The organism is Microbacterium sp. 67-17 (assembly GCF_001898325.1).
GTDB classification, from domain to species: domain Bacteria; phylum Actinomycetota; class Actinomycetes; order Actinomycetales; family Microbacteriaceae; genus Microbacterium; species Microbacterium schleiferi.
The window spans coordinates 1-22,652 of sequence record NZ_MKTR01000003.1; the positions used below are offsets into that span (position 1 = coordinate 1).

Consider the following 22,652-nt stretch of genomic DNA (forward strand, 5'->3'; position numbering starts at 1 on the left):
ACCTCCGGTCACCGATGCGAGTTGTCAGATACCCACATCGTCCCGGAGGTCTTCACCTACCCGCGACGCACACAACGTCCCGGGTCGCTACACCTAGCCCCGCCACTGCCCCTCCCGCGGCGGACGACGTCGCTGGTCGGTCGCGCGAGCGACCTCGAGCGGATCTCGCGCCTGGTCCTCAGCCGCAGACTCGTGACCCTCACCGGGGCGGGCGGATGCGGGAAGACGCGGTTGGCTCTCGAAATCGCGCATCACCTCGCATCCGACTTTCCGGACGGGGTGTACTTCGTCGATCTCGCGACGATCGATGACGAGACGATGGTTGTCGACCTCGTCGCGTCGACGTTGCGCCTGGCCCCCGCCGTCGTCGGCTCCGCCTTGGAGGCGACGGTTGATCATCTTCGTCGACGGCGGACGCTGCTCATTCTGGACAACTGCGAGCACGTCCTCTCGGGCGCTGCGGCGTTCGTCGAGCATCTTGCTGAGGCCGAGGCGCGCTGTGCTGTTGTCCTGACCAGTCGCGAGGCCGTCTCGTTCCCGGGCGAAGTGATCTGGACGCTCGGCCCGCTGCCCGTTGACCCACCCCCTGCCGGCGGTCCCGCGCCCGCCGTCGAGCTCTTCTTGGCGCGTCTTGCGGAGGCCGTACCCGAGCTGGCGATCGACGAACACACCCGAGCGGAGGCTGAACGGCTGTGCGCCGCGATCGACGGGCTGCCGTTGGCCATCGAGCTGGCGGCGGCTCGTGTACGCACCGACGGCCTCGCTGCCGTCGTCGCACAGGCACAGACGGATCCTGCGCGACTGCGGCGACTGACCAGCACTCAGCGCACCCACCACGACAGCGTCGGCGACGCCATCGAATGGAGCTATCGCACGCTGACCGCGGGTGAGCAGATTCTGCATCGTCGGTTGGCGGCGCTGCCGGGCCCGTTCACGGCCGAGGCCGCTGCTGCGGTCGCCGTGACATCCGGCCTGTCCGCTCCGGCTGTTGAAGCAGAGGCGGTGGGTGACCTCCTGTCTTTGCTGTGCCATCGCTCGTTGTTGGTGCCCGTGCCGCCGTCGACCTCACCCGGTCGCGCGCGGTTTAGGCAGCTGGCGACTGTCCGCTCCCACGCTCGGCGGGCGATGCGGATGGAAGGAGAGCTGGAAGCGGCCGAGAAGGCCCGGGATGCCTGGGTCGCCGCACTCGTCACCCGCCGACCTCGCGTTTTCGATCCTGATCCCGACGGCTGGTACGACGCGATCGACGACGACTTCGACGCGGTTCGCAGCACGCTGCATCGTCAGCTCGTCGAGAAACCGAGCCCCGCGGGGGCATCACTGGTGATCGGGCTCGGCGGGTACTGGTACCTCCGCCGCCGTCTCGTCGAGGGCCTGACCTGGCTTGAGCTTGCTGAGCAGGTGGACGCACTCTCTTCTGCGGATGCGGCAAGCCTGCACTGCGCGCTCGCTGTTCGCTACGTTCTGCAAGGACGGAGCGATCTCGCCACTGCGCATATAGAGATGGCGCGCGCCGGACTTGCGCGGTCCATGGATGTCGACCTCGCGTGGGCGCTCGCTGGTCTGGCCTACGCTTTGCTCACTGGCTCCGAGTCGGGGCTTGTCGCAACGGTCACCGGCGACATCGTCGAGGTCGCGTCCGCGCTCGGCGACCCCGCCCTCGCCGTCGTCGCCGAGGCGCTGGTGGCATCGGCCGTGTCCGGTCCGAATGCGGAGGGGGTGCGTCATGTCTACGATCGCGCGATTCGTGCGGGCAATACGTTTGCGGCGTCGATCTGCGCGTCGTATCTCAGCCTCTATGCGTTGGCGACGAAGGACCCTGAGACGGGCGAAATGTGGGTTGGCCGCGGTCGTGATCTTCACGCCACGGTTGGCGGACTCGCATTTAGTGGCTTCGATGAGAACGCAGCCGACTTCGCGGCGATGGCGGGCGACTACCGTCGCGCCGCCGCGCTTTACGGGAGGTCCAGTGCGGCGGCGTTTCGTGATGGTACCGTCTGGCCACGGCAGCCAGCGACCCGCGAGCTACTGCGCCGCACCGAGGAAGCCCTCTCGCGCGGGGAGTTCCGCCGCGCCTGGCGCGAGGGTGAGGGGCTCGGGTCCGAGTAGTCCTGTGAGCGGCGGGGCGTCACACCGAGGTGCCTCGAGATTGGTCCCCGAAACCCGATCCGCCCACAGTTCACATCTCGTTCCTCGCGCTGAGCAGCACCCGCAGACCGCGACGAAGCCCATCGCGCTCCCCCGCAGTGAGATGTGACGTGAGTTCTCGGTCAGCCTCGTGGACCAGTGGCTGTAGCCGCGTCCGTTCTGCGCGCCCGTGGGTCGTAAGCGTCACCGTGTTGCGTCGGGCGTCGGCGGGGTCGCGGCGTCGTTCGATGAGCCCGTGCTTCTCCATTCGCCGTACGAGGTCGGCTACCGTGGAGCGATCAAGGTCAACTTTGTCGCACAGCTCGCGCTGGCTGGCCTCGCCGAGCTGGTCGAGCACGACCAGGATCGAGTACTGCACGCTAGAGATCTCGGTGGAGACGACTCTGGTCCATGCCGCGACATGCGCCTGCTGTGCGCGGCGGATCAGGTACCCGGTGTGGCGTTGCGGTTCCTGCTCTGAGTCGAACACATCTCGATCATCGCAGAGGGGCTGCACGCTGCTCGACGAGGAACCCGTCGAAGAACTCCGACAGCTCCTCTCGAGCGGTCAGTGGCATCACGTGGGCGACATATTGGTCGGGTCGGACGATGACAATCGCCCCCTGGTCCGAGATGCCGCGGTCGGTGAAGATGTCGGCATCGGGTCCGGTGGTCCACACTTTCTCCCAGTCCTGGATTCCCAGCGATCCGGAGCGCGGGCACAGGATGCCCGGGAGGGTGGGCACGTCGATGTCGTGCTGGCTCACGCGAAAGACCCCGTGCACATCGATGACGCTGTCCATGTCGGCATCCGGGGCCCGGAATCGTTGGATGGGCGAGTCAGGGGAGTCCGTGAGCCACTGTGCCAGTGCGGTCAGTTCGTGGCCCGCGGTGTCGGCGAACGTATAGAGGCGCCAGCGTCCGTCGGCCGTGTGGGTATGGCCGAGGTGCATGCGCCGACCGTCGGCGACGCGGATGACGGGGCTGGCGTGGAAGCGGGTGCCGATCTCGAACCCGATCGCGAGGTCCTGGTTCTCGTCACTGCCGGTGAGGGTTGACGGGCGGTACTTCGTAGCAAGGCCTGCGGTGTAGCGGCCTTGGCGCGTGAACTCCGATCGCATCTGCTCGGCGGTGACACCCCCACGTTCGGGGTGCTCGGGATCGAGGGTCGGCTGTGCGATGAACGCCGACCAGAACCGGTCGAAGTTGATGAGGTCCTGCGCGACGGATTGCCGCTCTTCCGAGTAGGACAGCAGGAGGGTGGCATCGGATCGGCCCTCGAGGACGGCGGCGAGCTTCCACCCGAGATTGAACGTGTCCTGCATGGAGACGTTCATGCCTTGACCCGCCTTGGCCGAGTGGGTGTGGCAGGAGTCGCCGGCAATGAAGACGTGTGGCATTCGGCCGGTCGTGTTGTCGTCGGGAACATCGTCGAAGCGATCGGTGACGCGTTGTCCGACCTCGTACACCGACGACCACGCGACCGAGCGTACGTCGAGCGAATACGGGTGCAGGATCGCGTTAGCGACGTCGGTGAGTTGCTCGACGGTGGTCTTCTTGATCTCGGTGTCGCCGGCGGGGACCTCGCCGAGGTCGACGTACAGGCGCACCATGCTTCCGCCTTCCCGGGGGATCATGAGCAGGCTCCCCTTGCCGGCGGACTGGATGACGTTCTTTGTGCGCCAGTCCGGGAAGTCGGTGACCGCCAGCACGTCCATGACGCCCCACGCGTGGTTGGCGGCGTCACCGTGCAGCTCGCGGCCAATCGCCTGGCGGACGCGGCTGCGTGCGCCGTCGCAACCCACGACATACTTTGCGCGGACCGTAAACTCGTCGGCTGGATCCGTCGATCCCGTGGGGCGGAGGGCGACGGTCACGGGATGATCGCCGACGCCGACCGTCAGGCCGACGAACTCCACGCCATATTCCGCCTTGATCTTGCTGGCGGAGTTCGCGGCGTACTGGAGGAGGTACTCCTGCATTCGCGCCTGGTTGACGATGACGTGGGGGAACTCACTGAGACCCGCAGGGGTGTCCTCCACCCACCCTGTGCGCACGATCTTGGAGCGGTCGTCCTCGCGGGGACCCCAGAACCGCACCTCATTGACCCAGTACGCCTCGCGCAGCAGGCGCTCGGCCAGCCCGAACGCCTGGAACATCTCCACCGTCCGGCACGCCACGCCGTCCGCGTGCCCCAATTCAAGAGGCCTGTCGCGCCGCTCGACGATTCGGGTCGTGATGCCCGGGAACGCCGCCAACTGCGCCGCCAGCACCGTCCCCGCAGGCCCGGTCCCAACAATCAGCACATCAACCACGTCCGGGGCCTGCGCACCCCGCTCCAGTACCTCCGGCGCCGCTGGCGCGACGTCGGGATCCCCGGGCCGGTATCCATCTCGATAGAACTGCATATCCTGGCTCCTTTGCTCTGGGCACCTGGAGGGTGCGTAGGACACAATACTCAGTACCCCAACGAAATTGAAGACCCAACGCTTCGGAACGTCGAAAAGAGCCGTCTTGGCAGGGCAGCCGCACTTCTGCGCGACTCCTGCCGACGGACGTCGAAGCGCCAGCCCCGGCTGATTAGCTGGACTCGGCCGCCAGCTGCCCGAGCATCTCGCACGTCCTGAGCATGTCGTCAGCGGTGCCGAACGGGGCAGCGGCGAATTCGTCGACCCCGCTGTCACGGAAGCGTTCGATGCCCGCACGCACCGTCGCGTGGTCGCCGCCACGGGTGCCGTGATCACCAGTGCCGGCATTCTGCTCGCAGCGGTGTTCGCGGTGCTGGGCGTGTTGCCGCTGATCACGCTCACGCAGATCGGCGGCATCGTGTGCATCGGCGTGCTCATCGACACGCTGCTCGTTCGGACCGTGATCGTGCCGGCGATGGCATTCATTGCGAAGGACCGGCTCTGGTGGCCGCGCAAGCCGAGCCTCACCGACGCGCAGGCCCGGGAGCAGGGGGCGGATACCTTGGCTCCCGGGGGGAGTCCGCGCCAGAGACAGCTGGCGCGACAGTTAGCTCGACGTGAGGATCAGGTGAACGGTGTCAGCGAGACGTCCGAGGAGGTCGTTCCAGTCGTAGTCGTTCTCGGGGCTGACCGTCGCCGCGACACCGAGGCCGAGATAGCGGCCGCTCAAGCTGTAGAAGACTTCGAAAGCCCAGTCCGCGCGCGGTGGCCAACTCGACCCTGTTCTCTTGGGCGGCGGGCGGCCAGCAGTGCGCGAATGAAGACTTGCTTGTTCCGCGTCGGCGGACTGGCGGCCGCGGTCGCGGATGGCGAAGTCCTCGACGCCGAGCAAGAAGAACGGCGACAGCAGTTCGCGGTTCTGTCGCAGCAGCTCGGCGTATGCGGTCACGACCGAGGTCACTGCCTGCTCGAACGTGGCTGCTCCGAGCCCGGCAGTGCGGACACGATCCTGGGTCTCGGCGATCGAGAACTGGCCGCTGCCGCGCTCCTGCAGAAGCTGCAGCACTGCGGAGCGCACTTTCGCGAAGGAGTCGCGGCTGCGAGGAACACCGATTGGGGCGCGAGGCCGAGGTCGAGCTCCACGTCACCCGTCTCGAAGGCGACAGCGTCGTGGGGTCCCTCGACAGCTCCGGATGCCGACGTGCGTGTGACCGCTAGGGAACGCCCCGTCCACGGGAGGGATTCGACATGTACCGATTGCCGCGGCGATGCGCAAGAGGGCCTTCGGCGCGCAGCGAGGAGTGCCGGGCCTGCACCTGCTGTCACCGCGGCCGCGATGTGCAGAGCGCGAGCCTCCGGTAGCGTGCCGATGGTGAGCGTCGAAGACCTGCCGTGCTCGAGCTGAGCATTCCGGCGTGGTGCGCGCTCGCGGCCGGCGCCGTCATCATCGGTCTGTCCAAGGCGGCGCTGCCCGGAGCGGGGACCATCGCTGTGGTTCTCTTCGCGTCCGCCCTCCCAGCCAAGCAGTCCACCGGGACGATCCTGCTGCTGCTCATCGTGGGTGACGCCCTGGCGTTGCTCGCTTACCGGCGCCACGCCGACGTTCGGGCTCTCTTGCGGCTCATCCCGACGGTGATCGCTGGGATCTTGGTGGGCACGCTCTTCCTCGCCTTTGCGTCGGATCAGTGGGTGAGGCGCACGATCGGCGTCATCCTGCTTGTCGTCATCGCTGTCACCCTCTGGCGGCGATCCCGCACGGATGCCGACGCGGCACCAGGCGTGGTGGCAGCTGGCTTTTACGGGGTGATGGGCGGATTCACGACGATGGTCGCCAACGCCGCCGGACCCGTGATGTCGATGTACTTCCTGGCCGCTCGGCTTCCGGTGCACGTCTTTCTCGGGACCGCAGCCTGGTTCTTCGCTGCGGTGAATGTCGCGAAGGTTCCTTTCTCGATCGGCCTCGGGCTCATCACGCCACACGGTCTGCTGATCGATCTGATCCTCGTGCCCGCGGTGGTCATCGGTGCCCTGGTTGGGCGACGGATAGCGGCTGTGATCAGTCAACGCCTCTTCGAGCAGATCGTGATCGTCCTGACTGTCGTGGGAGCCGTGTACCTCCTGATCTGAGGGGTCCTACGAGCCGACGACTCCGCGTGCCGGTGTGGCATTCGCTCCGGTCTGCCGTGACAGATTGTCGATCGGTTTGTCCCGGCAGGTGACCTAACCTGACGACATGGCTGAACTCGACCTCCCGACCATCCCGCACTGGATCGACGGCGCACCGACGGCGTCGACATCCGGGCGCACTGCCCCCGTCTTCAACCCCGCTACCGGCGTGGTGGCAGCTAACGTCGCGCTCGCTGACCAGGCCGAGACTGACGCCGCCATTGCCTCGGCGCGACGCGGCTTCGAGGAGTGGTCGTCGTGGTCGATCGCCAAGCGCCAGGGCGTGCTCTTCGCCTTCCGTGAGTTGCTCAATGCGCGCAAGCCGGAGCTCGCGGCGATCATCACCGCCGAACACGGCAAGGTGCTCTCCGACGCGATGGGTGAGATCCTGCGCGGCCAGGAGGTCGTGGAGCTCGCCACCGGTTTTCCGCACCTGATCAAGGGCGCGTACTCCGAGAACGCCTCGAGCGGAATCGACGTCTACTCCCTCAAGCAGCCCCTCGGCGTCGTGGGTGTCATCAGCCCCTTCAACTTCCCCGCGATGGTACCGCTCTGGTTCGCCCCCATCGCCATCGCCGCTGGCAACGCCGTCGTTCTCAAGCCGAGCGAGAAAGACCCGTCGGCCGCGCTCTGGCTCGCGGGGTTGTGGAAGGAAGCGGGCCTTCCCGACGGCGCCTTCACCGTCCTGCAGGGCGACAAGCTGGCCGTGGACGGGCTGCTGAACTCGCCCATCGTCGAGTCCATCAGCTTCGTTGGTTCCACGCCGATCGCGCAGTACATCTACGAGACCGCCGCCCGCAACGGCAAGCGGGTTCAGGCGCTCGGTGGTGCCAAGAACCACATGCTCGTGCTGCCGGATGCTGATCTTGACCTCGTTGCCGACCAGGCAGTCAATGCCGGCTACGGCGCAGCGGGTGAGCGGTGTATGGCGATCAGTGTGGTGCTGGCCGTGGAGCCTGTCGCGGATGAGCTCATCGCAAAGATCACGGACCGCATCGCGCGGCTCACCGTCGGCAACGGCGCCCAGGCTGGCGACGCGGAACCCGACATGGGCCCGCTCATCACCGACCAGCACCGCCAGAAGGTGGCTGGGTATGTCGACATCGCCGAGGCTGACGGCGCGACAGTCGTCGTCGACGGCCGGTCGCTGGTCGTCGACGGCCACGAGGACGGATTCTTCTTCGGACCGACGCTCATCGATGGCCTTCCGACCACCAGCCGTGCCTACACCGAGGAGATTTTCGGTCCGGTGCTGTCGGTTGTGAGGGTCGGAAGCTTCGAAGAGGGAGTCGCGCTGATCAACTCAGGCGAGTTCGGCAACGGAACTGCCATTTTCACGAACGACGGCGGTGCAGCCCGACGATTCCAGAACGAGGTGCAGGTCGGCATGATTGGCATCAACGTGCCGATCCCGGTTCCCGTCGCGTACCACTCTTTCGGCGGATGGAAGAAGTCACTGTTCGGCGACGCCAAGGCCTACGGCGTTCACGGGTTCGACTTCTTCACGCGCGAGAAGGCGATCACCGCGCGCTGGCTCGACCCCGCCACGCACGGCGGAATCAACCTCGGCTTCCCGCAGAACACCTGAGGACGCGTCGGCGCTCATCGTTCGGCGGAGGAGAGCTCCATCGCCGCCCATAGCTGAGCGCGACCATCGAAGGTCGACAGATCCAGGCCGAGGAATTCGCCCAATTCATCGATGCGGGCGCGCAGAGTGTGTCGGTGGATGTCGAGGCTGCGGGCAGCTGGGTCCCATGCGGTGTTGGCGGCGAACCAAGCGGTAGCGGCGGCCAGCAGACGTTCACGGTGCGCTGGAGCCAGCTGATCCAGCGGCGCGAGCATGCGGCGGGCGACGAGCGGACCGCCGTTGTTCCGCAGCATGCCGATCATGCCGTTGTCGGCGATCGCCGAGAACTCGATGACCCCGGGCTCGCTCGACTGTCGAGCAGCATGGGACGCCTCGGCCAGCGCGCGGCCGAGTTCTTCCCATCGATGGAGCTCGGCGAACCCTGCGGTGGTTTCATGTTTCTGCAGCAGATCGGCTAGCCCCGCGAGCCCATCGCGAGCGACCAGGATCAGCAGGTCCTCCTCACGTTCGGCGAAGAAGAGGATGCCCGGTTCCGCCGCTGCGGAAAGCTCAAGCTCGTCGAGAAGTGACTGACTGCCGGTGAACCCGACGACCTGACCGGCCAGCAGCGGCGGTGTCGGCATCCGTCCCCACAGCGCCGTCGCTGAGCGGGAAGCTTCTTCTGAGCGGCCGGCCAACAGCAGCTCGATGACCCCGGTCCGCACCCGCAGACGCGCGTCCGAGACTGCTCGCTGCTGCTCAAGAGCAATGCTCGCCAGGGCGATGACCGACTCGACGAGATCGCTGTGCGCGGAATCAAGCGGGGTGTCGGCGCCCACGGCGAGGACGCCACCGAGTCGCCCGCTCTGACCTATCGTCTGCAGCGTCGCGGCATGGGGCTCAGCGACGCGGATGCTCGCCGGTGTGGATTTGCGCAGCAGCATCCGCGCCTGCTCCGCGACTGCGGACTCGACGGATGCCGGAACCTCGGCGATTCCCGGCAGGCTGAGGGGTCGTCCCGCCGCATCGAAAAGCGCCACCCAGGTGCGAAGCCGGGAGGAGAGGGTGCGCAGAATCGCACGCAGGCCGTCTTGGCGCACGGCTGCCCGAGCCAGGGCTCGCTGTGATTCGAGTGTCCACGACAGTCGCGCGCTACGATCGGCGGCTTCGGCATCCGCGACGTGCCGGATGATGCCGATGAACGGCGTCATGCCGGGCACCTCGATGAGGGGGATCTCGTGGCGGCGGCATGCATCGATGAGCTCGGTAGGAACCTCCGGGTGAATGACGTCCGTCGCGAACCCCAATCCAGCCACCCCGCGCTGGCGGAGTCGGCGGCAGTAGGCCTCGGGAGAGGTTGGGGTCGGTCCGGCGAACTGCCCGCCGTCGGTCAGCAGTAGCTGCCCGGGTTCGAGCCATGGCGTGGGATCGGGGAGGTCGGAGTTGTGAACCCACGAGATGGTCCGGTCGAGGTGAGCAGCATCAAGCTCGCCCACGGCGCGCAGACCGAACGCCCGAACAGCTAGAAGGGAGCGCAGTGTCGTCGGAATTGTCGTGCCAATCTGTCGATCGAAGAGTTCGCAGTACGACAATTGTGAACGACGCGAGCCGGCTCCGCGGAGCACACTAGGCGTATGGCTCTCACTCCTGACGACACGAACGCGAGCATCAGCGAACGCGACCGGTCGAGCGTCTTCCACTCCTGGTCCGCGCAGCGCTCCCTCGCTCCTCTGCCGCTTGCAGGCGGGAGCGGCAGCGAGGTCTGGGATGTCGACGGTCGCCGCTACCTCGACTTCTCGAGCCAGCTCGTCAACGTGAACATCGGCCACCAGCATCCGCGGGTTGTGGCGGCCATCCAGGAGCAGGCGGCGCAGCTCTCCACAGTCGCGCCGGCTCACGCGAACGCCACTCGTGCGCGCGCCGCTGAGTTGATCCTCGAGCGTGCCCCCGAGGGATTCGCGAAGGTGTTCTTCACCAACGGCGGCGCGGATGCAAACGAGAACGCGATCCGGATGGCGAGGCTCTTCACGGGGCGTGACAAGGTCATTTCCACCTACCGCTCGTACCACGGCAACACCGGCGCGGCGATCGTTGCCACCGGAGACTGGCGCCGTATTCCGAACGAGTTCTCGCGTGGGCACGTGCACATCTTCGGGCCCTACCTCTACCGCACGGAGTTCTGGGCCACCACTCCCGAGCAGGAGAGCGAGCGAGCGCTCCGCCACCTCGAGCGAACCATCCAGGCAGAGGGCCCCGACTCCATCGCAGCGATTCTGCTCGAGACGATCCCCGGAACCGCCGGCGTGCTCGTTCCGCCGCCCGGTTACCTCCCCGGAGTCCGCGAGGTCGCCGACCGTTACGGCATCGTCTTGATCCTCGATGAGGTGATGGCGGGGTTTGCGCGCGCCGGCGAGTGGTTCGCGTTCGACGCTTTCGATGTCACGCCTGACCTGATCACCTTCGCAAAGGGCGTGAACTCCGGGTACGTGCCGCTGGGAGGCGTGGTCATCTCGGATGCGATCGCGCGTACGTTCGATGACCGGGTGTTCCCCGGCGGCCTCACCTATTCCGGTCATCCGCTCGCCGCTGCGTCAGCGGTCGCGACGATCGAGGCGATGGCCGACGAGAAGATCGTGGAACACGCGGCCCGCATGGGAACGGATGTGTTGGGCCCGCGCCTGCGCGAGATCGCCGAGCGTCATGCGGTGGTGGGCGAGGTGCGCGGTCGCGGTGTCTTTTGGGCCGTCGAGCTCGTCGCCGACCGCGAGACGCGCGAGCCCCTCGGCGCCGACCGGATGGCAGCCCTCAAGAAGGATCTTCTCGACCAGGGCCTGCTCGGATTCTTCGCCGAGAACCGGCTCCATGTCGTGCCGCCGGCCGTTGTCACCGAGTCGGAACTGGACCGCGGCCTCACAATCATCGACGCGGCGCTGGGCCGCCTCGGCTGAGGAGACGGCGATGACACGGCTCGAGCCCTTCCAACCGCTCGACGTCGCGGCTGTGGATGTGGCGGGGATTTCGGTTCCCGATGATCTTCGACTCGAGGGGGAACCCAGCACGGGCTTCATCGATGTTGCTGTGGTCGGCGACACCACGGTCGGGATCTGGGAGATGACTGCCGGTTCGATGCGCGACATCGAGGCTGATGAGGTGTTCGTCGTCGTCTCGGGTGAGGCGACTGTCGAACTCATCGGGGAGGACGGACAGGTCACGCGAACGATCGAGCTGCGAGCCGGCTCCCTGTGCCGGCTCGAGACGGGGATGCTGACGCGGTGGCACGTGCCTGTGGCGCTTCGAAAGGTTTACATCCTGCGGGATATCGAACCGGAACCATGATCTGCCCCGCGACCGCGGGTGGGTCCCCGACCACCATCGAAAGAAGATGCCCATGAGCGCGCCGACGGCATATGGCCACGAGATACGCACTGACCTCGGCACCATTCGTGGCGCGTTGGCCGAGGCATCCACAACCCCTTTCTGGCTCGACGATCCCGATCGTCCCGCGGCACGGGGTGGCGTTTCCGGTCTGGTGTCGACCGATCTGCTCGTGGTGGGCGGCGGCTTCGCCGGGCTCTGGACAGCACTGATCGCCAAGGAGCGCGACCCGAAGCGCCGCGTCGTTCTGGTCGAGGGCAATCGCATCGGCTGGGCTGCGAGCGGTCGCAACGGCGGCTTCTGTGAAGCAAGCCTCACCCACGGACCGGAGAACGGGGAGCTGCACTTCGCTGACGAGATGCCGGTGCTGAACCGGCTAGCCGACGAGAACTTCGCAGGAATCCGCGCGGCGATCGAGCGGTATGGCATCGACGCAGAGTGGGAGGAGACCGGCGTCCTGACGGTGGCCACCGAGCCTCATCAGATCGACTGGCTTCGAGAGGCTGCGGAGCACTCCGCGAACGAGACCTTCCTCGAGGGCGAGAGCCTTCGCGAGCGGGGGAACTCCCCCCTCTACCGTGCCGGGATGTTCGGAACCGACGGCGTCGCGTACGTGAATCCCGCCAAGCTCGCGTGGGGGCTCGCTGCGGCTGCCGAGCGTCTTGGCGTCGAGATCTCCGAGCACACGCGGGTGACCCGCCTGCGCACCGACGGCAATGTCATGGTCGCGCAGACTGCGCACGGCGAGATCCGCGCGAGCCGGGTGGCTCTTGCCACGAACGTGTTCGCGTCTCTGCTGCCCGAACTGCGCCTGTTCACGGTGCCGATCTACGACTACGTGCTCATGACCGAGCCGCTGAGCACCGACCAGCTCGCCGCCATCGGCTGGACGGAGCGTCACGGAATCACCGACTCGTCGCGCGAGTTCCACTACTACCGAAAGTCGTCCGACAACAGGATTCTGTTCGGCGGGTATGACGCGGTCTACCACCGCGGCAGGCGTGTGAAGGCGGCGCAGGACCAACGCCCCGAGACCTTCGAGCGGCTCGCCGATCACTTCTACAGCACGTTCCCGCAACTGTCCGGCATCCGGTTCGCGCACAAGTGGGGCGGCGCGATCGACATGTCCACCCAGCTCGTCGCATTCCACGGGTCGGCTCGCGGCGGGCGCGTCGCCTATAGCGCGGGATACACCGGGCTCGGCGTCGGAGCAACGCGGTTCGGCGCCGATGTCATGCTCGACCTGCTCGAGGGCCGCGATACCGAGCGCACGAGGCTGAAGATGTCGCGCCGGCTCCCGATCCCTATTCCGCCGGAGCCCTTGGCCTACCCCCTCGTCCAAATGATGCGCAGAGCCGTAGCAAAGTCGGACCGCAACGGCGGGAAAGACGGGATTCTGCTGAAGCTCGCAGGACTGTTCGGCGTGGGCTTCGACTCCTGACGTCGGGCGGAGAGAACTCCTCTCGGGGTGGACGGGGCATCGCGATAAAGTTCAACTGTTTTGTGACGGTCGTCGAAAAACTCTTGACAGACGGCGCGTACGGTCGCTCTATGGCTGAGACGGTACGACGCGGTGCCGCTTGCTCGCTCAGGTGGATCCGCCAGCCGTGACTGAGGACCCGTACTCAGACCTCGTTGCTGAGCTGGAGCACTTCGCGCATTGCATCAGCGCCGCCGGGGCGCTGCCCCTGGCCGGCTTGATGCTCAGCGATGGGCTCGATCCGCACGTTCGCGCTTCCTACCTGGAGCTGATCGTTGGCCCCCGCAGAGAGCGCCTTCGTCGGATCTTCGCCGCGGGACGAGCGGCGGGTGACCTGACCGCTGACGCCGACGTCGAGATCGCCGCGAGCTTCTTGACGGGGTCCTGGTACTCGTTCCACGTCGCCGGACGCGCGACCCCGCGGACTGGGCGCGCCGGGTCGCTGACCTGGTGTGGGTGTCATGCGCCGTCGGCAGACTCACGGGATGATGAAAGGTTGCTCATGAGTGTTTCTCCCTCCCCACCGCGCTCGGCGCCGTGGAGCCGCGGACTGCGTGTCTCCTTTCGGCCTGCGATAGGCGATGCAGGTCGGGTAACGACGTTCGAGTTGTTCTTCGACCTGGTCTATGTCTTCGCGTTCACGCAGGTCTCGGCCTTCATGGTCGAGGGCCACAATGCCCAGGCGCTCCTGCAGGGACTGGTCGTGCTCGGGCTGCTGTGGTGGACGTGGGTGGGATTCGCGTGGGTGGCCAATCGCGCACCTGCGGATCAGCCCGTGATGATCGTCGGGATGTCGGTGGCGATGGCTGCGGTGTTCGTGATCGCCCTGGCCATCCCCGAATCCTTCGCCGCAGCGGAGGGCGCGCCGACCGCGGCGCTCGTGCTTGCCCTGGCGTACACCGTGGTCCGTCTCGTGCACGTTGCGCTCTACGCGCTGAGCGCCGGCGAAGACGTGGCGTTGCGGCGACAGATCATCGTCTTTCTCGGTGGTGCGATGATTCCGTCGGTTGCGGCCCTCGTGATCGGAGCGGTGATCGGAGGGCAGGCCCAGCTGTGGATCTGGCTCGGTGCCCTTGCCTACGACCTGCTCGTCACTCGGCTCTCTTCGCGCTCAGGCGGCGGCTGGGGATTGCACAGCCCGTCGCACTGGGCTGAACGGCACGGCCTGGTCGTCATCCTTGCGCTTGGCGAGTCCATCGTTGCGATCGGCGTTGCAGTCGCGCGTGAACCGATCTCGGCCTCCGTCATCATCGGTGCAGTTCTCGCCTTGCTGCTGTCGATCCTGCTGTGGTGGACGTACTTCACGCGGTTCGCACCGTGGGGCGAGAGCGAGCTCGAGCGCAGATCCGAGGGGCGCCAGGTTGTCATGGCCCGGGATGTCTACTCTTACGGTCATGCGGCGATCGTCGCGGGCGTGATCATCGCAGCCTTGGGGATCGAAGAGGCGATGGCGCACGTCGCAGACAGCGAACCGTTCGGCTGGTTCGGTGCGATCGCGCTGATGGCCGGGGCCGCCTGCGTCATTGCCACTATCGCGATCTCCGCATGGGTCAGCGCCACCCCGCGAGCGGGAGCGGTGGCAATTCCGGCCGTTGTGATGGTCGTGTTGATCCCGCTCGCGCAGGCAGTGGCTCCGCTTCCCGCACTGGCTATCGCAGCCAGTGCGCTCGCCGTGACGGCCGCCATTGTCGCCCTCGTGCAGCGGACGCAGGCGCCCCAGCAGAGGGACTGACATCGGCGCTGCGTCGTGCGATGATGGCACGCAACGAGGGCGACACTGCCCAGCACCCGGCGCAGGATCGTCTGTTTGAGCGAGAGAGCGGGGTGGCGCGGATGCCCACGGCTGTGGTGACCGGAGCGGGGCGCGGAATCGGGGCGGAAGTCGCGCGTGAACTCGCCGCCGATGGGTGGGGAGTGTTCGCGGTGGTGCGCGACCCCGCGGCTGCCCGCACGACGTTCGACGGTGTCCCTGCAGTCCAGGTCATATCCGCAGACATCTCTTCTGCGGCCGAGATCGAGAGTGCGGCTCGCGCCGTGGCCACGATGACGGCATCCGTCGATCTGCTTGTCGCCAACGCCGCGCAGTTCGCCCCGTGGGACGAGACTGTCGCCACTGCCGACCTGGACCTGGTGCGAGACATCCTCGCGGTCAACGTTGTGGGGACGTGGCAGACGATTCGCGCGTTCCTTCCCGCCCTACGCGCCGCCGGCAACGCCCGGATTGTGATCGTGGGAAGCGGTGGCGGCTCCCACGGCGATCCGCAGTTCGGTATCGCAACCCACCCCGGTGCTGCCTCGTACGCCGTATCGAAGGCTGCGGTACATGCTCTCGCACGGAAGGCAGCGCTCGAGCTGAGTGAGGAGGGTATCGACGTCTTCGCCGTGGACCCGGGGCTCACGGCTACTGCGCCCGGAATGGCCGAGATGGGTGCCGGGCCGCCGAGAGACGGTGCCCGAAGCGTGCTCGCACCGATTCTGCATCCGGGGTCGGTGGAGCGTGGGTCCCTGACCCGCGACGGACGTCCGTTGCCGTGGTGATCGACGTACTGAACGGCTGACTCGCCGCCGACGTCACGGGTTGCAGGCATCGCACCGCCCGGGGTCGGCGGTGCGTGCTCGTCGCGCGACCTCCTCCCGGTGTGGGCATGATGCGCAGCCCCAAACGTCAGCACGCATGACGTGGGTCGGCGTGCCGCAAGCGGCGCAGGGCGCTCCGCGCTCGCTCCCGACGATGCCGTAGCCGGGAGTGCCGCAGGCGGGGCATTGGCAGCGTAGGCGCGCAGATAGGCGCCAGGCGAGCCGCCGGATCACGCGCTGCCGTGTCGGATTCATGTGTGCGCGCAGATCGGCCTCGATCGTGACCCGGCCCGTTGACAGCATTCGCGACACGGGTTCGAAGGTCTGCACGCCCTTGACGACCTCGCCGCGAGAGCCGCGGATGACCGCGCCGTGGGACGGGTAGCCGAGGGCGCTGAGCAGCACCCGGGCTTCGGCGGGGGTTGCAGCGGTCCGCGGTGGGGGCACGTGGGAGAACCGCCGATGCGTCTCGGTGATGTGGATACCCCGGGCGCGATCGACGAAGACGACGATCTCTTCGTGCACTGGCGGGCCGAATCCGAGCACGCTCGCGAACGATGCCTCGGTTCCGATCCCGAGTGAGGCCCCGAGCTCATCCGTAGCAGCCTCAGCCTTCAGTCGTGCCGCCTCCGCGGGAGCCACCTGCCGCGGCCTCTCGCCCGTGAAGGTTCCCCACTGGTCGGTGTTCACCTCCCGGGTGGCTACGACGCGCACACCGTGCCACCGCCGCAGCGCGGGCTCGAGTTGCCTCTCCTTGCCGTGGAGAGTGCCGACCGCGGCGGTCATCCCGTCGTAGGGCGATTCGGTTCGCACGCCCCCACCGGCTGGGTCGATCGTGGTCACGTCGCGAGGTCAGACGAAATACTCGGCGCGGCTGACTGCCGTCTCCGAAACGAACATGACCCCCGACATCCGGGTGAGCACCGGATGCATCGCCGAGGCGATGGCGTCGGCGCGGTCTTCGGGCACAACGGTGATGAGCATCGTCAGGGCGTCGTGGTCGTTGAACAGCATCCGCCCCCCGCGCTCGCCGTGGTGGCCGAACCCGGCTACGCCCGAGACGGCGGTGTAGCCGCGCGCGCCGAGACTGCGGATGAGGTCGGTGACCTCGGGCGCATGACGCGCGGGGATGACGATCTCGATCTTGACCATGGGGGTGAGGTCCTTCAGTTCCATGCGGTGGTCTCCTTGGGGGTGGGCTCTGTGGGGCTCGGTGCGTCGGAGAGAGGCTGGGTGCGCCATCCGTAGCGGGTGAGAGTCGCCCAGTCGGTGTCGTCGTCCGCACGCGCGCGCAGGGTGATCCAGCGGTTATCGACGAGCTGGCGGACGACGTGGGAGCGCGAGACGATCTCGCCGACGCGCTCAAGCGGTGCCTGCACGAAGACCTGCAGCCGTACCGGCTCGTGTCGAGCGCCGTGTCCGACACCCACGGACTGCCAGGCGAGACCGGTACGGAGGTCTCCGCCGTACCCCGAAACGACCCCCACGTTGCCGACGACGTTGTGGAGGGTCTTGCTGCCGGCGCCGAACCGGTTGGGGGAGAGGGTGGATGCCGAGTACTGCGCGTTGATCCACTGAGCGACGATCATCGGGGCAGTCAGGATCGTTTCGAGGGCCGATCCATCGGGATCGGCGTCGGTCTCGTAGCTGTGGAGGAAGACACGGCGCGCGAGGTTGCGCTCGGCGGTGACGCGGCGGGGCGCGACGATCATCGCGACGTTTCCGCACAGGCCCCACTCGGGGTAGACCTGCGCCCAGTCGGCGCCGCGGCGTTCGAGCTCGGCGAGCACCACATCGTCGGTCGGGTTCGCCGGAGCGCCCGGCAGTTCGGCGAGGCGCTCGCGGCCGCTCCCGATTCGCGCCCTCGCTGCGGCATCCTCGAAGGCCGCGAGGTCTGCGGCGTGGGTCGCCGGGACACTCCACGGCTCGAGGATCGTGATCCGGTCGGTGACGGTGTCGTGCTGCGCGGCGACGAAGACCGTGTCGGCCGGGATGTGGATTCCGCGCCCGTCGAGACCGCGCCTGGTTTCGGGGTCGTTGAAGACGGCGGCTGCCGCGCGTGCGTTCGGTGACCCCTCGTGACCGCCACACGCACCGCACTGCAGGGCCGCGGCGAAGGGGTTGTTGGCGACCGTCGCGCCGTGCCCGCACAGCACGACGAGTCTCGCGAACCCGTTGACGAGCCCCATCATCCGAAGCGCGGACTCCGCGTACGCGATCCGTTCGTCGAGCGCGAAGGCGACGTCGGGATCGAGCCGGGTCGCCGGACGCGGCGCAACAATCTCCCGAAGGTTCCGCGCGACGCGCGCCGTGGTCACGGGGGCGATGGTGCGTGCGACGCTCGCCGGTCCCGTCGCCCACCCGGCGATCTCGGCGTACGCGAACGGTGAAGCCGCAGACTCGGCGACGCCCTCGAGGGTGTCGTGGGCGGTGCGCGCGGTCACGGCGCCCCGTCGAAGCCGCTCGATCGCCGCCTGATCAGCAGAGCCTTCGTGCACGCGGGCGCGCGGTGCCACCAGGACGGGACACGAGGCGATCGCGGGGCCGCCCGCGGCATCCTGGAATGCGATGGCGAGAGCGAAGAAGCCTGCGAACCCGAAGGTCTCGATGTCTCCGGATGCCTCGAGGTGGCGCCGCATCCCCTCCGAGCGAGGGTCGATGCACATCACCACCTGAGATGCCGGCCGGCCGCGGTCCGCCCGCGGACGGGAGCGCGGCGAGACCAGCAGCGCGAGGTGGCGTTCGGCAGCAGCGTGCCACGCCTCGAGGCGGCATGACTCGGGAAGGGCGTGCAGGATGCGGGAGAGCTCGGCGCGTTCGGCGTCGGCGAGCGTGAGGGCGAGGGAATCGGCGACCGCGGCGACCCGTTCGGCGTGACGTTCGGCGGGAAAGACGACGGCGGCGGCTGTGGTGGCGGCTGCGTTCGGATGCCACGCGGGAGTGTCCGACGGCAACCAGAGCAGTTCCAGCGTGACGCGGGCAGCGAGCCAGTCGGTGAGGGTCACGGCGCCGCTGGAGCCGTCGGCGATCGCCGCTGCCCACCCCGGCAGGCTCAGCAGGTGGGCGCGCAGCAGGGCGACGGCGTCGTCGCCGACGACCTCCCAGTGCTCGAACGCCGTCGCAATCGCCTCCTCCGGTGACTCGGCGGCGATCCGGACACCCCGGCGAACGCGCACGGGAAGTGTGAGGTCGCGGCCGGCACTGCGCCGCCACGCATCCCAAAACCGCCCGGCCGTCAACGGATCGGGGGCGGGAGCGTGTCCGAGCGAGCGGGCGCCGAGCCGGGCGAGGTACGTCTCGATCTTGGTGTGCACGCGCGGAGCGAAGCGCTCAGCGGGCGTCAGGAGTGTGCGTCTGGGCAGCGGGGCCTCCGGCGACGCGAGCAGGTCAGCAATGAAGACGTCGGCAACGCGGATGTCTCGTCCGCTCCACCGCACGACGCGATCGAGCGAGACATCGTGCACGAGCGTGCCGAGAGCGTCGGTGAGGTCAGCGTCGTTCACGCCGCCGGCGGCGTAGAGGTCGCGGTAGGCCGATTCCGGCCGGACGAGTGACGTGCCGTGCTCGGCGGCGATCCGTTCCCGGGCGATGTCCCAGGGCAGGTCCTCGTAGCCGGCATAGGGGTTGCGTGCAATGAACCGGTGCAACGGATACTGCGGGGCCAGAGCCTGGGCTGCGGCGATCACGAGCCCTCGGACATCGACAGCCCGTGGGGGTGTCTTTTCTGTGGGGGGTAGCGGGGAGATGGTCATCGAGAAGACCTTTCGTACTCGACGGGTTCGGTAAGCGACGCGGCGTGCGATGGTGGCGCGGGGGATGTGCCCCACCCGGATGCCGCGCCGTACACGTAGTCCCGGATCGCGGTGGGTGCCGCGGGACTGACAGCGAGGCCGGCGAGCACGGCCGTCACGAAGACGCAGACCGCGAGCCAGGGACTGGCCGCGGCCCCGAGGGCCAGCGGGAACGCGTTCTCGACAGCCGCCCACAGCAGGACGTAGCCGGATGCGACGCCGCTGACTCCAGCCGCGATCACCCAGCGCGACCTGCCTCGTCCGCCCGTCGCTGCCCACACCCCGATCCACACTGTGGCGGCGATGAAGGGGACCAGGGCGCCGCCCGGGTGCGAGAAGCTGTCTGCTATCAGGGCGATCACCACCACGATTGCGGCGGCAGCGGAGGCGACACCGGAACGCAGGACGCGAGTGTCCGCATCCTGAGCCCGCGATGGTGACGGCTCGCCGAGGAGCGCGGATCCGGCGGCAAGGAACCGGTAGGACTTGTAGAGCGCGTGCCCCACGACGTGCAGGAGCGCCAGCGGCCAGGCGCCGATCGCGCAGGCAAGCAGCATGAATCCCATCTGGGCCGCCGTCGAGTGCACGAGGCGTCCTTTGACGTCGGGTCGGGTGAGCATCGCGGAGCCGGCAATGACGACCGTGAGCCCGCCGGCGATTCCCACGATGACCGGGGTCGTCCAGGCCTCCAGCGGCGCAAACCGCACCAGCAGAAGCGCCCCGGCGTTCACGAATCCGGCGTGCAGGATCGCCGATACCGGTGTCGGGGCGGCAAGGGTCGCGGGCAGCCACCCGTGGAGGGGGACGGATGCCGCGCGCGTGATCGCTGCGATCGCGACCAGGATGCCGACGACCAGCGCTGGGGCTCCACCGACGGCGCCCAGCTCGTTCAGGGAGGTGACAGGCGTCGCCGTCACGGTCACGACAGCGGCCACGAGAGCGATATCGCCGATGCCGAAGGCGACGAGCGTGCGGCGCAGGGCCACGCGGGTTTGAGTAGTGCGACCGCCGAGGGTGATGAGCGCGATCACTGCAGCGCTTGCGACCACCCATCCGATCGCCAGGACGATCGCATTCGGGGCTGCCGCCGTAACGGTGAGTCCGGAAGCCAAGACCGACGACAGGGCGAAGAACCGCGTCGCGCGCGGGTCTCCCTCGAGGTGGCGGATGCTCCACAGCTGCACAGTCCCGGTCACGCCGAGAGCAAGCGTGGCGAAGATGCTTCCGACGACATCGCTCGCATATGCGGCGGCCAGAACAAGCGATGCCGCGGCCAGGGCGAAGGCGATCCACGTGGCCGCGACGCTGGCCGACCGCATCCGTCGTGATCGTCGACCCGCGATCGCCGTCACAAAGGCACCAAGGAGGACGAGCGCTGTCGCTGCCAGGAGAAGCGGATTCACACGAGGCATATTACAAGCAACAAATTACCGGAAGCAAATTACCGGTATAGCTTCGCGTGTTTTGTAGGTCAGGTATCATGTCGAAGGTGGGCACTTGGACGTTCCTCACCAATCACGCGCACGTGTTGATCACGGTGGCGCGGGATCCGGGCATCCGCCTGCGCGACATCGCGTCAGCCGTCGGCATCACCGAACGCACGGCTCAGCAGATCGTCAGCGATCTCGTCGAGGGCGGCTACCTGCGCAGGGAGAAGGACGGGCGGCGCAACACCTATCAGTGCGTGAGTGACCTTCCCCTTCGGCATCCCGTGGAAAGCGACCACGCCGTCGGCGAGTTGCTCGCGGCTCTGGGGGCCGACCGTTCGCGCGGATGACGTGCTCGCGCCGAGGATGCGATTCGCAGGATTCGTGGACCGGCGGATGATCTACTTGCCCGGTGACTGTCGACGGGCGCGCTGACTCCCCCGACCCGGTGTCGCCCAAGGGTCGTGATCGGCGGCGGCGCCTCTTATCGCGGCGCTCGCTCGTGTGGATCGTGATCGCGGTTGTTCTTGCGGTTCCGGCGGTGGTGCTGCCACATCTGGATCTGCCTGCTGGGGGCTTGATCCCCATCGCGCAGTCGCTTCTGCCGGCGGGAGCACTCGGCCTTCTCGTGGTCGCGGTCGTCGCGGCGGTTTCACGCGCGTGGATCGGGGCCACTGTCCTCGTGGCTGGCGCCGTGCTCTCGGTGCTTCCGGTGCTCAACCCGGTTGCCGCGGGCGCGGGTGACTGCACGGCGTCAACGCCACTGACAGTGCTCTCCTTCAACGCCAAGTTCGCTGGCGCGGATCCGCGTCAGCTCGCCGACCTGATCCGGGACGAGGGAGCCGACGTGGTCATCCTCGTCGAGACCGATGAGCACCTGATCGGCCAGATCCTGGTAGGGCAGGGTCTTGCTGAGACCCTGCCCTACCGGACGAAGCAGGTGAGCACCAATGCCTACAAGGGAAGCGTGATCCTCTCGGCCCATCCGCTGAGCGCCGAGGAAGGCATCCCCGGGAGTGTTTTCGAGCAGGTGAGCGCCGTCGCCGCCCTTCCGGACGGGTCGGCAGTTCGCGTCGCCGCCGTGCACCCGCCGCCGCCGGTCGGCCAGCCCGGGGACTGGTACGAGGCAGTGACCGCGATCGATGAGTGGATCCAGGCCACAAGCGAGCCACGTCTCGTCGTCGCGGGTGACTTCAACTCGTCGTTCTCCCACCCCGTCTTCCGGCGGCTAGCTGTACCCGGCTGAGACGTTGGTGACGTTTCGGGGGTTGCGCTGAGGAGAACCTCCGGGGCTTAGTGGAAGTGCTTACGTTCCCTAATCTCCCCGGAGGTTCCCATGGCCCACGGTAGTGCTCGGTTGAATGTGTACGGACGGACCCTGTTGATAACTCGGGTCGTGCGCGATGGGCGCCCGGTCGCGCACGTTGCTCGAGAGCTGGGGATCTCACGTCAGTGCGCGCATCGTTGGGTGTCCAGGTTCCGTCTGGAGGGAGCGGCCGGGTTGGTGGATCGGTCGTCCCGACCGCGAACCATGCCGCGACGCACGCCGTTCGAGGTCGAGCAACGGGTCCTTCAGCTACGGGTCCAGCTGCGACAGGGTCAGGACCGGATCGGGTCCGTCGCCGGGGTCCCCGCTCGGACGGTCGGGGCGATCCTGCGTCGACACGGTGTTCCCCGGTTATCGGAATGCGATCCGTGGGGGTGTCAGATGGTCTGTGTGAGTGGGGTTCACCT

Annotated in this window: 19 protein-coding genes and 1 pseudogene; 12 read left to right on the top strand and 8 right to left on the bottom strand. The window is 67.6% G+C overall.

Annotation, left to right across the window (positions count from 1 at the left end):
• The coding region (locus tag BGO47_RS01665; protein WP_292707844.1) for an NB-ARC domain-containing protein at positions 1 to 2,109 on the top strand (2,109 nt) is incomplete at its 5' end.
• Between the two features lie 70 nt (positions 2,110 to 2,179).
• Here BGO47_RS01665 and BGO47_RS01670 read toward each other — a convergent pair.
• Together BGO47_RS01670 and BGO47_RS01675 are read right to left on the bottom strand one after the other, a co-directional pair.
• Positions 2,180 to 2,617: a MarR family winged helix-turn-helix transcriptional regulator gene (locus BGO47_RS01670; protein ID WP_292707846.1), complete on the bottom strand. Its 438-nt coding sequence runs from the start codon at positions 2,615 to 2,617 to the stop codon at positions 2,180 to 2,182.
• Positions 2,618 to 2,624: 7 nt separating this feature from the next.
• Complete coding sequence (locus BGO47_RS01675) at positions 2,625 to 4,535, bottom strand: FAD-dependent monooxygenase (RefSeq protein ID WP_292707849.1); 1,911 nt, start codon at positions 4,533 to 4,535, stop codon at positions 2,625 to 2,627.
• A 310-nt stretch (positions 4,536 to 4,845) separates the two neighbouring features.
• Between BGO47_RS01675 and BGO47_RS01680 the strand changes: the two are divergent.
• Positions 4,846 to 5,052: pseudogene (locus tag BGO47_RS01680) on the top strand (MMPL family transporter); the annotation flags it as partial.
• 90 nt (positions 5,053 to 5,142) lie between these two features.
• On the opposite strand, the gene BGO47_RS01685 reads toward BGO47_RS01680, so the two are convergent.
• Positions 5,143 to 5,601 (bottom strand): hypothetical protein, encoded by a 459-nt coding sequence (locus BGO47_RS01685; protein ID WP_292707893.1) that lies wholly within the window; start codon positions 5,599 to 5,601, stop codon positions 5,143 to 5,145.
• A gap of 326 nt (positions 5,602 to 5,927) precedes the next feature.
• Between BGO47_RS01685 and BGO47_RS01690 the strand changes: the two genes are divergently transcribed.
• Together BGO47_RS01690 and BGO47_RS01695 are read left to right on the top strand one after the other, a co-directional pair.
• A complete protein-coding gene (locus tag BGO47_RS01690; protein ID WP_292707852.1) occupies positions 5,928 to 6,662 on the top strand; it encodes a sulfite exporter TauE/SafE family protein in 735 nt (244 codons plus the stop codon).
• A 106-nt stretch (positions 6,663 to 6,768) separates the two neighbouring features.
• Positions 6,769 to 8,289: a CoA-acylating methylmalonate-semialdehyde dehydrogenase gene (locus tag BGO47_RS01695; protein ID WP_292707854.1), complete on the top strand. Its 1,521-nt coding sequence runs from the start codon at positions 6,769 to 6,771 to the stop codon at positions 8,287 to 8,289.
• Between the two features lie 14 nt (positions 8,290 to 8,303).
• Here BGO47_RS01695 and BGO47_RS01700 read toward each other — a convergent pair whose 3' ends face one another.
• Positions 8,304 to 9,764, bottom strand: a complete 1,461-nt coding sequence (locus BGO47_RS01700; protein ID WP_292707857.1) for a PucR family transcriptional regulator — start codon at positions 9,762 to 9,764, stop codon at positions 8,304 to 8,306.
• A gap of 138 nt (positions 9,765 to 9,902) precedes the next feature.
• Here BGO47_RS01700 and BGO47_RS01705 point away from each other — a divergent pair, with 138 nt between their 5' ends.
• The 5 genes from BGO47_RS01705 (at position 9,903) to BGO47_RS01725 (ending at position 15,661) form a co-directional block, all read left to right on the top strand.
• Positions 9,903 to 11,216, top strand: a complete 1,314-nt coding sequence (locus BGO47_RS01705; protein WP_292707860.1) for an aspartate aminotransferase family protein — start codon at positions 9,903 to 9,905, stop codon at positions 11,214 to 11,216.
• Positions 11,217 to 11,226: 10 nt separating this feature from the next.
• On the top strand, positions 11,227 to 11,604 hold the full coding sequence (locus BGO47_RS01710) for a cupin domain-containing protein (protein WP_292707862.1): 378 nt from the start codon (positions 11,227 to 11,229) through the stop codon (positions 11,602 to 11,604).
• 52 nt (positions 11,605 to 11,656) lie between these two features.
• On the top strand, positions 11,657 to 13,084 hold the full coding sequence (locus BGO47_RS01715) for an FAD-dependent oxidoreductase (RefSeq protein ID WP_292707865.1): 1,428 nt from the start codon (positions 11,657 to 11,659) through the stop codon (positions 13,082 to 13,084).
• A gap of 166 nt (positions 13,085 to 13,250) precedes the next feature.
• On the top strand, positions 13,251 to 14,855 hold the full coding sequence (locus BGO47_RS01720) for a low temperature requirement protein A (RefSeq protein WP_292707867.1): 1,605 nt from the start codon (positions 13,251 to 13,253) through the stop codon (positions 14,853 to 14,855).
• Positions 14,856 to 14,956: 101 nt separating this feature from the next.
• Positions 14,957 to 15,661: an SDR family NAD(P)-dependent oxidoreductase gene (locus tag BGO47_RS01725; RefSeq protein WP_292707869.1), complete on the top strand. Its 705-nt coding sequence runs from the start codon at positions 14,957 to 14,959 to the stop codon at positions 15,659 to 15,661.
• Between the two features lie 33 nt (positions 15,662 to 15,694).
• Here BGO47_RS01725 and BGO47_RS01730 read toward each other — a convergent pair whose 3' ends face one another.
• Genes BGO47_RS01730 through BGO47_RS01745 form a run of 4 tightly spaced genes read right to left on the bottom strand, consistent with a single transcriptional unit; the run spans position 15,695 to position 20,894 of the window.
• Entirely contained in the window at positions 15,695 to 16,543 is an 849-nt protein-coding gene (locus BGO47_RS01730; RefSeq protein ID WP_292707872.1) for a DUF6671 family protein, read from the bottom strand.
• A 9-nt stretch (positions 16,544 to 16,552) separates the two neighbouring features.
• Positions 16,553 to 16,876 carry a DUF190 domain-containing protein gene (locus BGO47_RS01735; protein ID WP_292707874.1) on the bottom strand — a complete coding sequence of 108 codons (324 nt, stop codon included), beginning with the start codon at positions 16,874 to 16,876 and terminating at the stop codon, positions 16,553 to 16,555.
• Entirely contained in the window at positions 16,867 to 19,452 is a 2,586-nt protein-coding gene (locus BGO47_RS01740; protein ID WP_292707878.1) for a putative inorganic carbon transporter subunit DabA, read from the bottom strand. The genes BGO47_RS01735 and BGO47_RS01740 overlap by 10 nt, the downstream gene beginning before the upstream one ends.
• A complete protein-coding gene (locus tag BGO47_RS01745) occupies positions 19,449 to 20,894 on the bottom strand; it encodes a proton-conducting transporter membrane subunit (RefSeq protein ID WP_292707882.1) in 1,446 nt (481 codons plus the stop codon). The genes BGO47_RS01740 and BGO47_RS01745 overlap by 4 nt, the downstream gene beginning before the upstream one ends.
• Positions 20,895 to 20,971: 77 nt before the next feature.
• Between BGO47_RS01745 and BGO47_RS01750 the strand changes: the two genes are divergently transcribed.
• The 3 genes from BGO47_RS01750 to BGO47_RS01760 form a co-directional block, all read left to right on the top strand.
• Entirely contained in the window at positions 20,972 to 21,268 is a 297-nt protein-coding gene (locus BGO47_RS01750) for a helix-turn-helix domain-containing protein (RefSeq protein ID WP_292707886.1), read from the top strand.
• A 62-nt stretch (positions 21,269 to 21,330) separates the two neighbouring features.
• Positions 21,331 to 22,164, top strand: a complete 834-nt coding sequence (locus tag BGO47_RS01755) for an endonuclease/exonuclease/phosphatase family protein (protein WP_292707889.1) — start codon at positions 21,331 to 21,333, stop codon at positions 22,162 to 22,164.
• Positions 22,165 to 22,254: 90 nt separating this feature from the next.
• The coding region (locus BGO47_RS01760) for a leucine zipper domain-containing protein (RefSeq protein WP_292707892.1) at positions 22,255 to 22,652 on the top strand (398 nt) is incomplete at its 3' end.

Excerpts from the sequence above, each read along its gene's own strand:
- BGO47_RS01725 (WP_292707869.1), top strand. The coding sequence starts at position 14,957 with ATGCCCACGGCTGTGGTGACCGGAGCGGGGCGCGGAATCGGGGCGGAA.
- BGO47_RS01705 (WP_292707860.1), top strand. The coding sequence starts at position 9,903 with ATGGCTCTCACTCCTGACGACACGAACGCGAGCATCAGCGAACGCGAC.
- BGO47_RS01740 (WP_292707878.1), bottom strand. The coding sequence starts at position 19,452 with ATGACCATCTCCCCGCTACCCCCCACAGAAAAGACACCCCCACGGGCT.
- BGO47_RS01715 (WP_292707865.1), top strand. The coding sequence starts at position 11,657 with ATGAGCGCGCCGACGGCATATGGCCACGAGATACGCACTGACCTCGGC.
- BGO47_RS01675 (WP_292707849.1), bottom strand. The coding sequence starts at position 4,535 with ATGCAGTTCTATCGAGATGGATACCGGCCCGGGGATCCCGACGTCGCG.
- BGO47_RS01750 (WP_292707886.1), top strand. The coding sequence starts at position 20,972 with ATGTCGAAGGTGGGCACTTGGACGTTCCTCACCAATCACGCGCACGTG.
- BGO47_RS01695 (WP_292707854.1), top strand. The coding sequence starts at position 6,769 with ATGGCTGAACTCGACCTCCCGACCATCCCGCACTGGATCGACGGCGCA.
- BGO47_RS01710 (WP_292707862.1), top strand. The coding sequence starts at position 11,227 with ATGACACGGCTCGAGCCCTTCCAACCGCTCGACGTCGCGGCTGTGGAT.
- BGO47_RS01735 (WP_292707874.1), bottom strand. The coding sequence starts at position 16,876 with ATGGAACTGAAGGACCTCACCCCCATGGTCAAGATCGAGATCGTCATC.